The organism is Halomonas colorata, from assembly GCF_014897985.1.
Taxonomy (GTDB): Bacteria; Pseudomonadota; Gammaproteobacteria; order Pseudomonadales; family Halomonadaceae; genus Vreelandella; species Vreelandella colorata.
The window spans coordinates 199,621-213,912 of sequence record NZ_JABUZA010000001.1 but is presented as its reverse complement, the minus strand read 5'-3'; the positions used below and the strand labels follow the sequence as shown (position 1 = coordinate 213,912).

Genomic DNA, 14,292 nt, shown 5'->3' with positions numbered 1-14,292 from the left:
TTCCCAACTCATCATTCACCATCCCCCTATCCCGCCAACTTCTTCACCAACACTTTCGATTTACGTGCGTGGTTATAGGCTTCGCGCTTCAAGGGCGGCAAATCATCCAGGCTGGCCGTTTGAAAGCCGTGTTCCACAAACCAGTGGGCCGTGTGGGTGGTTAACACAAATATGGCGGTTAGCCCACGCTGGCGGGCGCGGCGCTCCAGGGCTTCCATCAAACGCTCTCCGCGCTCGCCCCCTCGGTAGCTGCCGTGTACCGCTACACAGGCCAGTTCGGCAATCGTGGTTTCGGGGAACAGGTGCAGCGCGGCGCAGCCAATCACCATGCCGTCACGCTCGATGACCATATAGTCATCAATTTCGTGCTCCAGGCGCTCGCGCGAGCGGGCCACCAGCATGCCGCGGCGCTCCAGAGGCTCAAGCAGCTCAAGCAGCCCGGCAATATCGTTTAGCTTGGCCGGGCGTAGCTGCTCGTAGCGGTGCTGGGTGATCATGGTGCCCACGCCGTCCCGGGTGAATAGCTCCCCCAGCAGCGCGTCGTGGTTGCGCCACGACAACAAGTGCGTGCGGGCCACACCCTCAAGTGCGGCGTTACACGCTGCCTGAAGGTGACGGGCAAGCTCGCTGCCGGGCAGCGCGCTCTCAAGTCTGGGTTCGGCATCGGCAGGGGTTAGCTGGCGCAGCAAGGCACCTTCTTCATCCTGCAGGCCTTCCGAGTCGCCCAGCAGTATCAGCTTATCGGCCTTGAGCGCCACGGCGGCGTGCTGGGCAACTTCTGCGGCATCCAGGTCAAATACTTCCCCCGTGCTTGAAAAGCCCAGCGGCGGCAGAAGCACTAACGAGCCTTTATCCAGCAGCCCTTCAATCGCGCTTGCGCGCACGCGGCGTACTTCGCCGCTATGGTCAAAATCGACCCCTTCACGCACGCCCAAGGGCTTGGCGGTGACCAGATTGCCGGAAATCACGCTGAGTTCAACGCCGTGAAGCGGCGTACTGGGTAGGCCGAGTGACAGGCGTGCTTCAAGCCAGAGCCGCTGGTGCGCGGCGACCTGCTCTACGTGAGTCATCACCGCACGGTCGGCCACCCAGCGGCCGTTAATGCGCGTAGGCTCAACGTTTGCCTGGGTAAGCGCTTCCTGTACCTGGGGGCGCGTGCCGAATACCACGACCAATCGCACGCCCAGCGTATGCAGCAGGGCTAAATCCTGAATGAGCTGTTCCCCGCGGCCAGACGCCATGGCTTCGCCTTCAATCAAGATGACAAAGGTTCGCCCCCGGTGCGCATTAATGTAGGGGGAAGCGTTACGAAACCAATCAACAAAGGGGAAGTGCTTATCCAAGGCCGCTCTCCGGCAGCAAGTGAAAGAAAAACTCTGCGTTTAAAATCTACTCGCTACTTTACCAGAGCACAAAAAACAGCGGCACCTTCTATTGCAAATTGGCTAACGCAAATCTGCATGAAGGTGCCGCTGAGAGTCAGGCGTTTACTGCTAGCCGAACATGCCTTTAAACATGAAGAAGAACACGATGGCCAGACCCGCGCCAGCCGGCAGCGTAATCAGCCACGAAATAACGATCGTGCCGATAACGCGCAGGTTAAGTGCCGCCATACCGCGTGCCAAGCCGACACCGAGTACCGCGCCGACCAAAGTGTGAGTCGTCGAAATTGGCAGGCCCGTGCCGGAGGCAACCACCACGGTGCTGGCAGCGGCAAGCGTTGCTGCAAAGCCACGGCTCGGGGTTAGCTCAGTAATCCCGGTGCCTACGGTCGCGATGACTTTATGCCCGTAAGTCACCAGGCCAAACACAATACCGCCACCGCCCAGCACTAGCACCCACCAGGGCACCAGCGCGGCGCTATCGATCATGCCTTCGCTGCGCACCACGCTAATGACGGCGGCCAGCGGGCCAACCGCGTTGGCCACATCGTTAGAACCGTGGGCGAACGCCATGGCACACGCGGTAAAGATCATCAACACACCAAACACGCGCTCTACATTGGCATAGCCAAAATGATCGTTGGCATTCTGGGTGTACTTGATACGCCGCTGCATGATGATGCCAAGGCCCATAATCAACACGCCAATCAAGATCGACAGCAACAGGCTCTGGCTAAAGGTAAGGTGTAAGCCAACATGGGAAAGCCCTTTGGTGAGCGTCACCATAGACACGATAAAGCCGACTAAAAACACATAGCCCGGCACATAGCGCTTGGCCGCCGCAAACGGGTCTGAGCTTTCAAATATCAGGTGGTGCACCGACTTAAACAGCATATAGCCGATGGTACCGGCGATCAGCGGCGAGACGACCCAGCTGGAAGCGATCTGGCCCACTTTGCCCCAGGCAACTGCATCCACGCCCAGGCCGACTGCGGCAAAACCCACGATAGCGCCGACAATCGAGTGCGTGGTGGAAACCGGCCAACCGCGGGCGGAAGCCACCATTAACCAGATACCGGCAGCCAAGAGCGCAGACAGCATGCCGTAAACCAGAAACTGTGGGTTCGCTTCAAGCAGGTTGGCGTCGATGATTCCGCCACGGATGGTGGCCGTTACCTCACCACCGGCAAGCCAGGCACCTAAAAATTCAAAAACAACCGCAATGATAATAGCTTGTTTGATGGTGATCGCTTTCGACCCCACCGAGGTTCCCATGGCGTTGGCGACATCGTTTGCACCGACCCCCCAAGCCATAAAAAAGCCAAACAAACAGGCCAGGATGATAAAAATATCACCGTGCTGGGCAATAATATGCATGAAATCCCCTTAGCGAGCGGTCAAAATCTGCAAGCGACTGCCCACACGCTCAGCGCGGTCGGACACTTCACCTACCCATTCGATGATCTTGTAAAGAAAGATCACATCGACGGGTGGCAGCTGGCTTTCAAGTTGAAAAAGCTGCCGACGAATGGCGACCTGCTGAGCGTCCGCCTGGTGTTCAAAGTTATGCAGTTCGCGAATCATGTTGTGCATAACATCGGAAACATTCCGCCCAAAGCCGGACTCAAGGAGTTCCATCAGCTCTTCAAGTGCTTGGCGCGCTTGAGCAACACATGCCACGCTAGTGATCATATAATCGCGCATCGGCTCGGCGAGCTCGTCAGGCACGCGCATTTTACGCCCCAGCATAATGCCGGTAATGTCGCGCACCTTGTTGGCGATTTTGTCCTGCACACTAATCAAATCCAGCAGATCGGACCGGGAAACCGGCAAAAACATGGTGCTGGGCAGGTTAAGCCGCAGGTCCGTTTTCAGCACATCGGCTTCGTGCTCTAAGCGGGTCACGTTTTCACGCAGCTCAGCAGCTTTATCCCAGTCGCCAGCAAGGGATGCTTCAAAAAATGGCAACAACTGATCGGCGCATTCATTGGCCTTGACGATGTGGGCCAGCAACGGCTGGAATGGCGAGCGGCCAAACATCGCAGAAAAAGGATTGGAGGTAACCATAGTGCCTTTTAGCCTGTTTTCGGGGAGCCTGGAAATGGCGACGCCAGTATAAAGAGTGCGCTCGCCGCCGTCATGAAAAGTTCATATTGGTAGCAAAAATTTCATCAGCATTTCACGTTTAAGAGTGGCTATTGTCATGAAAAATGCAACTCCTATTGAAGTAGAATTAAAGCTTGCCCTTGCGCCTGCAAGCATTGGGGCCTTGTTAAGCCACCCGTTACTCGCGTCTCAACCACCGCTCACCCAAACCCTCGCCAATACCTATTTCGATACCCCAACCAACGACTTAGCCAACGCCCGCGTGGCCGTTCGTCTGCGCCAGATAGATGAGCGCGTACTGCAAACCGTGAAAACGGCAGGCAAAGGTGGGGGCGGGTTATCCAGTCGCCAAGAGTGGGAATGGCCTGTCACTGGCAACCAGTTGGATCAGGAAGGCTTGGCCGCACTACCGCCCTTTCAAGGCGAGCTGGCCGAGCGGCTGGCAAGCCTTGCCCCCAAGCTGCGCACCGATTTTATCCGGCGTAGCTGGCAGTTGACCTGGCAAGGCAGTCATATTGAGTTGGTAATGGATGAAGGCGAGATCGAGAGCGGCGCTTATCGCACGCCTATTTGTGAGCTAGAGCTGGAGTTAAAAGCCGGTGATCCGGAAACCCTGTGGTCGTTAGCCATCGCGCTTGCCGAAAAGATCCCGCTTCGCCCGTCTGACAGCAGTAAAGCATCCCGCGGCAACGCCTTGGCTGCCCAGCAGTGGCCACTACCCGAGGCTACCACTCCCGCGCAATGGCTTCACCGGGCAACGCTTGCTCTGGATGCCTATCACGATAGCCAGCAAGGCCACTACCTTAACGTGGCCCAGGACGCGTTAGCCCAGTTGGCCGAACATCCAGGTTTGTCTGCCGACATGCAGATGCAGGCTAAAGCCTTACCGGCAGCGCTTCTGGGCGATGGCCAGCCCAGCATTGCCTATGGCGTTAATCTATTGACGCTTTCACATCGTTTAGCGCTGCAAAGCGCGCTAAGCTGACATTCATACTGTTTTAAGCGACATCGGTTCAGACCATGCGGGCTTGAAACACGTACTGTATATCAAGAATGTTTACCAATAGGCTAAATCACCAGATAAGTGATTGTTTATTTCACTGGGATTGCTATGAGCTTCAACCTGACACCTGCAGCTGAGGGCCTACGCACCCAGCTTTTTCATATTATCTTTGAATCCGATACCCCGGCTGCCAAAGGATTCGATATTGCGCTGATCGTAATGATCATGGCCAGTGTTGGGGTGATTTTGCTGGGTAGCGTTCAAGATGTCTCCCAGGAGTACGGCTGGCTGTTTTATTACCTGGAGTGGGCGTTCACGATACTGTTTACGCTGGAACTTGCCGTGCGTATTTACTGCCTTGAGCGTCCGTCTATTTACTTGAAAAGCTTTTACGGCGTGGTGGATATGATCTCTATTCTGCCCGCCTGGCTGGTATTACTAATGCCGGGTTTTCATGCGCTGGTGATTATTCGCATCCTACGGGTGCTGCGAATTTTTCGTATTCTGCGCCTGATGGAGTTTGTGGGTGAAGGACGCCTGCTGATCGATGCCTTAAAACGTAGTTTTCATCAGGTACTGCTGTTCTTCTGCAGCATCTTGATGGTCGTTACTATGTTCGCCGCGCTTATGTATACCATCGAGTCGCCGGAGACAGGCTTTACCAGCATTCCCATGTCGATTTACTGGGCAGTGGTAAGCGTTACCACGGTAGGGTATGGCGATATCGTTCCCGGTACAGCGGTGGGCAAAGCGATTACCGTGGTTCTGATGCTGATTGGTTACTCGATCATCGCGGTGCCCACGGGTATTTTTTCCGCCCAGGTAATCCGCTCTATTCGTGAAGACCGCTACTCCGATGAGGCGTGCCCGGGCTGCGGCCATGACCGTCACGAAAAGCGTGCTCGTTATTGCCTGCGCTGCGGTACCTGGTTGGATGAAACAACGGAAGACCCGCACAAAGAAGACCTGCAGAAAGAACCCTAGCTTGGCTGGCTACTCAAAATATCTGGTAGCGCCATGGCCACGCTCGCGTGGGCATGGCGCTAAGCCAGGGCTTAGCTTTCCAGGACTTAACTTTCCAGGACTTAGCTTTCCAGGACTTAGCTTTCAAACGGGGTAATATCGCCGCGTCCTTCACGCACAATTTTGGGCGGCAGTTCACGCAAATCAATTACGCTGGTGGGGTCGAGATGACAGGCGCCGCCATCAATAATTAGATCCAGATGTGCTCCAAAGCGCTCGCGAATTTCTTCGGGGTCGCTCATGGGTAGGTCATCTCCTACCGGAATCAGCGTCACGCTCATCAGCGGCTCGCCCAGGGCCTCAAGCAGCGCGTGGGTAATCCGGTGATCGGGTACGCGCACGCCAATCGAGCGGCGCTTGGGATGCAATAGCAGGCGCGGCACTTCGGTGGTGGCATCCAGGATGTAGGTATACGGCCCTGGCGTATGCGCTTTCAGCAGCCGGAAAACGGCGTTATCCACCTTGGCATAAGTGCCAATTTCTGAAAGGTCCGAACACATCAGCGTAAAGTTGTGCTTGTCATCCAGCGAGCGCAGCCACTTTATCTTTTCAATCGCTTTCTTTTCACCCAGGTGGCAGCCCAGCGCATAGCCCGAATCCGTTGGGTAAGCCACCACCCCGCCTTTGCGAATAATCTCGATAGACTGATCGATCAGACGCTTTTGCGGGTTTTCGGGGTGAATCTGAAAATACTGACTCATAGTCTGCTCCTGCCCGTGGGCTCATTTCAATCCATTGGGGTGTTCACTTACTTATTTATACGCGTACTCATACCATAGCTGACGAAGCGGCTAATGGCCCAGCGGGAGCGTCGCGCAGATGCGACAACCGGGGGTGCTGCCAGATAGGCGGGGCGGCCGTGCGCGGCACCATGCTCATGCTGCCGGGCGCGGCGTGGCTGCCGGGGAAGTGAAAGTCGCTGCCTAATGAAGCGTAAAGCCCACGCTCGACCATTTGGCGGGCCAAGTCACGCGTGACATCCGGATTCTGCTGGCCGCTGACCAACTCAGCTGCGTCTCCGCCCGCCGCCTGAAAGGTATCCATTAAAAGACCCCGTTTACGCCGGGTTAACCCATAGCGTAACGGGTGCGCGATGACCGCTACGCCGCCGGAAGCCACCACCCACTCAACGACTTCGCTAATTTCCGGCCAGTGGGCTTTAACATCGCCTTTCTTGCCGCTACCCAGGTAACGTTTGAACGCGGTAGCCCAATCGGCCACTACACCCTCGGCGACCAGCGCGCGGGCGAAATCAGGCCGCCCCAACGGGCGGTCGCTGCCCGCCTGCTCACGGGCTTTTGCCAGGGCGTTGGGCAGGCCCACCTTTTCCAAGCGCTCAGCAATCACTTCTGCGCGCTGAATACGCGCCAGACGCTGCTGTTCAAGCCCTTCCACCAACGGCCCCTGCAGGCCACCCGGCATGAGTGCGACCACGTGAATATTGATACCCTGCCAGCGGGTGGATAACTCGCAGCCGGGTACCAGACAAATCCCGGCCTGCTGGGCGGCCTGCCCGGCTTCGTCGATACCGTCCATGGTGTCGTGGTCAGTCAACGCCATGTGGGTAAGGCCGCGCTCAGCGCATAGCGCTACCAGCTCAGTGGGGGTTAACGCGCCGTCGGACGCCGTTGAGTGCATGTGCAGATCAGCCGAATAGCGCTGATCTGCATCAAACACCGCAGGAAGTAACGTGGGGATCAAGGGCATGGGCATGACGTCGTGTGGCGAGTTTGTCAGAATAGGGATGTCGTACACGAACAGGCATAATGCTGTGTGTTCATAATGCTCTGTATGGGACGGTGCACGAATGCTCGCCATGGTGCGCGCTTATACGAGTGCGGTCAATGCCGCATAGAGCGCTTTACTGCATGCTTTTAAGGAGTTATCCCCATGCTTTACGCGATTATTAGTGAAGACGTATCGAATAGCCTGGAGCGCCGTATGGCCGCCCGCCCAGATCACCTGGCCCGTATTGAAGCGCTGCGCGATGAAGGCCGCCTGGTATTGGCGGGACCGCATCCGGCGGTCGATACCGAAAACCCCGGTGATGCGGGTTTTAGCGGCAGCTTGATCGTGGCGGAATTCGACAGCCTAGAAGCCGCTCAAAGCTGGGCTGACGCTGATCCATACATCATTGCAGGTGTCTATGCCAAGGTAATTGTTAAGCCGTTCAAGAAAGTTTTGCCTTGACCGAAAGTCGCTAGTGTGGAGGGTCCGCCAGCTAATTCACAGAGCCTGTGGAAAACTCTGTGCAAACCCAGCGGACGCTTTGCGCTAAGCCAGAGATAACGCCCCGATTAACAAATTGGCTATTTTTTAACCACTTCTCTCATTACGGATACCCGCGTGCCTCAACGCCCTACTGCTTTGCCTCCTCTAACGGCGTTAAGCGCGCCTTTACTCACCTGGAGTGACACTTCACCGCACTCGGATGACTTCGATGACGTGTATTTTTCCCGTGAGGGTGGCCTTGAAGAGACCGAGCACGTTTTTTTAAATACCAACCGCTTACCTGAACGCTTTGCCGCCTGGGAAAGCACGCGGGCGTTTGTAATCGGGGAAACCGGCTTTGGGACGGGGCTCAATATGCTGTGCGCCTGGGCCTGCTTTGAACAGCACGCACCCGCCGGGGCGCGGCTGCATCTGTTATCCACAGAAAAGTATCCTCTGGATCGGACGTCACTTGAGCGCGCCCTGCGCGCCTGGCCGTCGCTTGCGGGTTATTCACAGGTGCTTTGTGAGCAGTGGCCCGCATCGGTTAGCGGCGTACACCGCCTACACCTGAGCGACCGCGTTACGCTGGACCTGCATTATGGCGATACCACCGAGCGTCTGGCGCTTTTAGACGGCCAGGTCGATGCCTGGTTTCTAGACGGCTTTGCGCCTTCCAAAAATCCTCAGATGTGGCAACCCGAGCTGTTTGAAGCCATGGCGGCGCGCTCTCGGCCAGGGGCCACCTTTGCCACATTCACCTGCGCAGGCATCGTTAAGCGGGGCTTGAAAGCGGCAGGCTTTACCTGGAAAAAAGTCCCCGGCTGCGGGCGTAAGCGCGAAATTCTCGCGGGCATGATTGAAACACCGCCTGTTGATAAACGCCGTGAAGCAACGCCTTGGTTTACACCACCGGCGCCTCTCAAAACTCAGCATGTGGCGGTAATTGGTGCAGGGATTGCCGGGTGTAGCGTGGCGGCGGCGCTTGCCAGGCGCGGCATCAAGGTTAGCGTGATTGAGCGCACGGCGCCGGGGGCAGGCGGTTCGGGTAATCGTCAGGGGGCGCTTTATGTAAAGCTTGCCGCTGATACCAACCACCAGAGCCGGTTTTATCTCTCCGGCCTGTTATACAGCCAGCGTTGGCTTAGCCAATTAAAAGCGCCTTCACTTTGGCAACCCTGCGGCGTGGTTCAGCTGGCAACAAACGCTAAAGAAGCCAAGCGCCAGCAACGCTTTAGCGAGCAGCATGCGCTGCCCGAAGCCGTGGTGGTGTCACCGCTTACCCAAGGGCTTAGCGAGGCGGCCGGCGTTACCATTGACGCCCAGCACGCGCTTTTTTATCCACAGGCGGGCTGGGTGCGGCCCAAGGCGCTATGTGAACACTTACTTCAAAGCCCCAACATTACCCTTACCCAAGGTGAGGTAACGTCGCTTAACCGTGAGCATGAACACTGGCAGCTGAAGCTTGCTGATGGGCGTACGATAAATGCTGACCACGTGGTGATTGCAAGCGCTCACTACGCCAACACGTTTACTCAGACGGCCTTTGCGCCCCTACAGCAGGTGCGCGGCCAGGTTAGTGAAGTGACACTGCCCGTCGGCGTAAAAGGCCCTGAGCGGGTCGTGTGCGCGGGTGGCTATGTATCACCGGCGTTTGAAGGCGTGCTGACCTTTGGCGCAAGCTTTGTGCCTAACAATGACTCTACCGAAGTGACCGATACCGACCATCAGCGCAATATCGAGGAGCTTCGCCAAACGCTCCCGGCACTGGTGGCAGAACTTGAGACAGCGTTGGAAAGCACAGGCGCCCAACTGACCCCACAGGCGCTTGAAGGGCGTGCGGCGGTGCGCGCTGCAAGCCCGGATAAAACGCCCTATGCGGGCCCGGTGCCCGACGCTTCTGCCTGGCAGTCAGCGTATGCCGTGCTGGGTAAAGATGCCTCGCGGGCACCGGATGTAGCTGGCGAACACTACCCCGGCTTGTGGATATCGACCGCTCACGGCTCGCGTGGGCTCTCAAGCGCGCCGCTATGCGCTGAGGTGATCGCCTCCCGACTGTGCGATGACCCCATGCCTCTGGAGGCGCCGCTGGTCGATCACCTTCACGCCGGGCGGCGTATTATCAGCGCGATCATTCGCGGTCAGTAGTCGCCCTCTTCCTCATCATCCGCCAGATCCCGACCGAAGGAACGCCACTGCGCCAGGGTCATTACTTCGGTCATTTCAAGCTTCAGGTCGTGGGCAATAATCAACTCGCTGCGCGCCAGCTGCTTTTTAAGCTCAGCCACCCAGCCTTTCATTCCCTCACCAGTATCCGTGGTGTCATAACCCTGTCGGGTAACAAAGGCCTCCAGCAGCGCATCAAGGGTTTCCGGGGGCAGCATGCGGGCGGGTACTTCAATAAAACGGCTCATTCAGGTTGCTCCCACTGCGAAAGGCGTTCGATAAAGGTCGCTTCATCGACCACTTCAACGCCTAGCTGTTCAGCTTTGGTTAACTTGCTGCCTGACGCTTCGCCAGCCACCAGCGCCGTGGTCTTTTTCGAAACGCTGCCCGCCACTTTGGCACCCAGCGCCTGCAGCCGCGCCTTGCCTTCATCGCGGGTCATGCTTTCCAGCGCGCCGGTCAGCACCCAGGTCTGGCCTTCAAGCGGCGTGGGACCTTGGGCGACTTCGGCTTCCTTCCAGGTAACGCCTGCTTCAATCAGCGCGGCAATCGTTTCCTGGTTGTGCGGCTGACGGAAAAACGTATGCACGTGGGCTGCCACAATCGGGCCCACATCATTCACCGCCTCAAGCGCTGCAAGCTCGGCCGCCTGAAGTACCTGCAGCGTACCAAAGTGGCTGGCCAGATTGGCCGCCGTGGCCTCACCCACTTCACGAATCCCCAGCGCGTAGATAAACCGGGCGAGCGTAGTGTGTTTGGCTTTATCCAGCGCGTTGACCAGATTCACCGATGACTTTTCGCCCATACGCGGCAGGCTCTGCAGCTGCTCAACGGTCAGGTGGAAAAGATCGGCGGGGGTTTTCACCCAATCAAGCTGCACCAGCTGATCGATCAGCTTCACGCCCAGGCCATCTACATCCAGAGCCTTGCGGCTGGCAAAGTGTTTAAGCGCTTCCTTACGCTGCGCGGCGCAGTACAGCCCGCCCGAACAGCGGGCAACGGCTTCACCGTCCACACGCTCGATATCCGAGCCACATACCGGGCAGTGCTCGGGGAACACAATCGGTTGCGCATCGGCCGGGCGCTTGTCCACATCCACCCGCACTACCTGAGGGATAACATCGCCTGCGCGCCGAATGGTGACCGTATCGCCGATCATGACGTCCAGCCGGGTGATTTCATCGGCGTTGTGCAGCGTGGCATTGGAAACGATAACGCCCGCCACGCTCACCGGTTCAAGCCTTGCCACCGGGGTGATGGCACCGGTACGGCCGACCTGAAATTCAACGTCGTTGAGCGTGGTGACTTCTTCCTGAGCAGGGTATTTAAACGCGGTGGCCCAGCGGGGGGCTCGGGCCACAAACCCCAGCTCGCGCTGGTAGCGCAGCGCATTGACCTTGATCACCACGCCGTCGATATCGTAGCCCAGCTGATCACGTTTCGCGCCCAGCTGCTCGCAATACTCGACCACAGCCTGCGGGCCGGTCAGCACTTTTAACTCGGCACTTGAGCGAAAACCCAGTGTGATCAGGCGGGCCATCAGTTCGCTATGTGTCGCATCGCCCATGTCGGGCTCAAGGCGTGCCGCCTGGTAGGCGTGGAACTCAAGCGGGCGGGTCGCGGTAATCTGGGGGTTTAACTGGCGCAGGCTGCCCGCTGCAGCGTTACGTGGGTTAGCAAAGACCTTGCTGCCTTCTTCCCGGGCGCGCTCGTTGAGGGCCTCAAAGCCTTTGTGGCGCATGATAACTTCACCGCGCACTTCCAAAAGCTCAGGGATTTGCTTGCCCATCAGCTTTAAAGGCACCGAGCGCAGCGTGCGCAGGTTAGAGGTAATGCCCTCCCCGGTACGGCCATCGCCACGGGTGGCGCCGCTAACCAATACGCCCTGCTCATAGACCAGCGATACCGCCGCACCATCAAGCTTAGGCTCACAGGTAAACTCGACCTCATCAGCCTCGCACTCCAGGCGCTCGGCCACGCGCTGGGCAAAGGCGATAATATCCTCTGCGTTAAACGCGTTATCCAATGAGAGCATGGGAATAGCATGGGCAACCGAGGGAAACCCATCGGCTGGGGCGGCACCTACTCGCTGAGTAGGTGAATCCGGTGAGATAAGCGAGGGGTTTTCGGCTTCCAACTGTTTTAAACGCTGCAATCTACGATCGTAGTCGGCATCCGTTAACGTTGGCTCGTCCAATACGTAGTAACGGTAGTTGGCTTCATCAAGCTCGGCGCGCAGCTGGGTGACTTCTTCCAGCAATTGGGGGTCAGGCTGACTCATTAACGTTGGTTTCCATCGTACAGGCTAAAAGCGATCACAAAAAAGACACATCTTAGAACAAAAACACCCGCCTTCTGCAAGAAGGCGGGTGTTTAATCGCAAGCGTTACTTAGTGGGCTTGCATATGGCGATGCAGACGATGGCGCCGCTCGAAATCGCGTACCCGCTGACGGGCAAACTCGATGGTTTGCGCCGTCATGACGCTGCGGTGTTCATCTTTCAGTTCACCGCCCATATGGCGTACCACTACCATGGCGGTTTCGACCATGGCTTCAAAAGCGGCTGAGCTGTCGACCGCTCCCGGCAAGGGCATCAGGAAAGTAACGCCTGGAGTCACAAACTCGCCCATTTCCTCGATCGGGAAGGTGCCAGGCTTGACCACATTGATCATCGAGAACTGCAGCTCGCTATCGGGGCTCTCGGTTTCAAAGCGGTGGAAGACACCCATCGGGCGGCTGTAACGCAGGCCGCACGCCATAATGAGATCAAGCAACTTGCTGCCATCAAAGCCTTCCGGGTCACGAGAAAGCACGCTGATTACGATGACTTCATCAGCATTGGAAAGCGTCTCTTTGGCATGCTCGCCAGACACATCATGACGTAACGCTTTTTCAAGCGTTGGGTGAGTACGTACTACCGAGTCACGCTGAGCACGAACCGGCGCGTCATCATAAGACTCGTAATTTTCGTACTCTTCGCTCGGCTCGTCATACGCATAAGCGGGCTCTGGTTCGTCATATCGAGGCGCGGCGGCTTTTTGAGCGGCAGCGGCGAGAGCAGCGGCCTCGTGTGCCTCTGCCTGCTCCTGAGCGATACGGGCTTTTTCTGCTTCGGCGGCTTCTTTCGCTTCACGGCGCTGTTCGGCTTCCAGCGCTTTACGCTCAGCCTTCTGCTTGGCCAGCGCTTCAGCACGTATGGCTTTTTCAGCTTTTTTACGCGCCTTCTCTTTACGACGGATAATCAAACGACGCTTAAAGGAGCGGCCGATACCTTCAAAATCGACCAACCGGTATTCGTCGACTTCATCATCATTAAGCTCGTCGTACTCGCCAACCGTATCTTCGCGCAGTTGGCGACGCTTGGGCGCATCCTGCTTGGCAAACACGGCGTCTTCTGGCTCGGCACGTAAAACAGGCTCAGCTGGCGTAGCGGCGGTGGACAGCGCAGGGTCTGCGACGCTCTCTTTATCTACCTCGTTAAACGCATCTACCTTATTAACCGAGGCGACTTCTGCATCGCCAGTGGTTAATTCATCAGTAACGGACAGCTCATCGGTAGTCGATTGATTGGTAGCAGATAAAGAGATAGACGGCTCATCAATGTGGCGTTCGCTTTGGGCGGGCGCAGGCGCTGAAGGGCTTTCCTGGGCAGCTGTCGGCATGGGCTGGGTGTGTTCGTGAGGCGCTTGTGCTTTAGCGGGCTTAGCGTGAGTGACGGACGGCTCGCTATTTGAAGCACTATTTGAAGTACTACTAGTAGAAGTAGAAGCACTATCTAAAGAGAAGCTGGGTTCACGACGCTCATAATCTGTTGGTGACGTAGCCGCTGGTGAAGCAGCAGACGCGGCTCTAGACGCAGTGGGTGCAGCATGCGTTGCGGCGGCTTGCGATGCGGCAGCTGTTTTACGCTTGGGCACGGCATTGGCGAAGGAGCGTCTGAACTCGGATAGTACGCGGGAAGGCCCGGGATGATCCTGACGCTCTAGCTTGGGTTTTGAACCCAGGCCAGTATAGTCAGCAGGTTTAACGACCCGCGCACCACCGTTAGGCAGTTCCCAGTTAATCTCTGCTTCTTTAGCTTCGTCATCAAGGTCGGTTAGCTTCGCTTCGGGAAGATCCTTAACCGCTTGATCTAGACGTGGGACACGCCGCTGGCGCTGGAGTCGCCTTACACCGTCGACTACGATGAGCGATACCAACGCCAAACCTAAAATAATTAGCCACTCTCTTAGTTCCATGTCGAACATTCCATGGGTCATCTTACCGGTTGCTAAAGCGCCATACCTGAAGATGCTGGCCTTCAAGGTGATTAATAATTATCACCAGCATAGCGCGGTTGCTACAAAAAGGGCCACTTATTGGGCAATCTTCACGTTATGGCACAGTTTTTAACGTTTTTGA

12 protein-coding genes are annotated in these 14,292 nt (G+C 57.0%); 4 read left to right on the top strand and 8 right to left on the bottom strand.

Features of this window, described 5'->3' with window-relative positions; genetic code table 11:
- Window positions 1-26: 26 nt before the first annotated feature.
- From argA to INT33_RS01080, 3 genes are all read right to left on the bottom strand, one after another.
- Window positions 27-1,343: an amino-acid N-acetyltransferase gene (argA, locus tag INT33_RS01090; RefSeq protein WP_192537369.1), complete on the bottom strand. Its 1,317-nt coding sequence runs from the start codon at window positions 1,341-1,343 to the stop codon at window positions 27-29.
- A gap of 150 nt (window positions 1,344-1,493) precedes the next feature.
- Window positions 1,494-2,759, bottom strand: a complete 1,266-nt coding sequence (locus tag INT33_RS01085) for an inorganic phosphate transporter (protein WP_192537370.1) — start codon at window positions 2,757-2,759, stop codon at window positions 1,494-1,496.
- A 9-nt stretch (window positions 2,760-2,768) separates the two neighbouring features.
- Complete coding sequence (locus tag INT33_RS01080) at window positions 2,769-3,449, bottom strand: TIGR00153 family protein (protein WP_018918008.1); 681 nt, start codon at window positions 3,447-3,449, stop codon at window positions 2,769-2,771.
- Between the two features lie 136 nt (window positions 3,450-3,585).
- On the opposite strand from INT33_RS01080, the gene INT33_RS01075 reads away from it, so the two are divergent.
- Together INT33_RS01075 and INT33_RS01070 are read left to right on the top strand one after the other, a co-directional pair.
- Window positions 3,586-4,473, top strand: coding sequence for a CYTH domain-containing protein (locus tag INT33_RS01075; protein ID WP_192537371.1), 888 nt, complete (start codon window positions 3,586-3,588; stop codon window positions 4,471-4,473).
- 126 nt (window positions 4,474-4,599) lie between these two features.
- Complete coding sequence (locus INT33_RS01070; protein WP_192537372.1) at window positions 4,600-5,475, top strand: ion transporter; 876 nt, start codon at window positions 4,600-4,602, stop codon at window positions 5,473-5,475.
- Between the two features lie 116 nt (window positions 5,476-5,591).
- On the opposite strand, the gene INT33_RS01065 is transcribed toward INT33_RS01070, so the two are convergent.
- Both INT33_RS01065 and INT33_RS01060 read right to left on the bottom strand, forming a co-directional pair.
- Complete coding sequence (locus tag INT33_RS01065; protein ID WP_192537373.1) at window positions 5,592-6,215, bottom strand: L-threonylcarbamoyladenylate synthase; 624 nt, start codon at window positions 6,213-6,215, stop codon at window positions 5,592-5,594.
- Window positions 6,216-6,282: 67 nt separating this feature from the next.
- A complete protein-coding gene (locus INT33_RS01060) occupies window positions 6,283-7,221 on the bottom strand; it encodes a PHP domain-containing protein (RefSeq protein ID WP_192537429.1) in 939 nt (312 codons plus the stop codon).
- 183 nt (window positions 7,222-7,404) lie between these two features.
- Between INT33_RS01060 and INT33_RS01055 the strand changes: the two genes are divergently transcribed.
- Window positions 7,405-7,704 carry a YciI family protein gene (locus tag INT33_RS01055; protein ID WP_018918013.1) on the top strand — a complete coding sequence of 100 codons (300 nt, stop codon included), beginning with the start codon at window positions 7,405-7,407 and terminating at the stop codon, window positions 7,702-7,704.
- 156 nt (window positions 7,705-7,860) lie between these two features.
- Entirely contained in the window at window positions 7,861-9,873 is a 2,013-nt protein-coding gene (gene mnmC / locus INT33_RS01050) for a bifunctional tRNA (5-methylaminomethyl-2-thiouridine)(34)-methyltransferase MnmD/FAD-dependent 5-carboxymethylaminomethyl-2-thiouridine(34) oxidoreductase MnmC (RefSeq protein WP_192537374.1), read from the top strand.
- Here the strand turns inward: mnmC and INT33_RS01045 are convergent.
- The 3 genes from INT33_RS01045 to zipA all read right to left on the bottom strand — a co-directional run bounded on the left by INT33_RS01045 (window position 9,867) and on the right by zipA (window position 14,129).
- Window positions 9,867-10,139, bottom strand: coding sequence for a YheU family protein (locus tag INT33_RS01045; protein ID WP_192537375.1), 273 nt, complete (start codon window positions 10,137-10,139; stop codon window positions 9,867-9,869). The genes mnmC and INT33_RS01045 overlap by 7 nt on opposite strands.
- Window positions 10,136-12,172, bottom strand: coding sequence for an NAD-dependent DNA ligase LigA (ligA, locus tag INT33_RS01040; protein WP_192537376.1), 2,037 nt, complete (start codon window positions 12,170-12,172; stop codon window positions 10,136-10,138). Before ligA ends, INT33_RS01045 begins: the two co-directional genes overlap by 4 nt.
- 109 nt (window positions 12,173-12,281) lie before the next feature.
- Window positions 12,282-14,129: a cell division protein ZipA gene (gene zipA, locus INT33_RS01035; protein WP_192537377.1), complete on the bottom strand. Its 1,848-nt coding sequence runs from the start codon at window positions 14,127-14,129 to the stop codon at window positions 12,282-12,284.
- Window positions 14,130-14,292 lie beyond the last annotated feature (163 nt).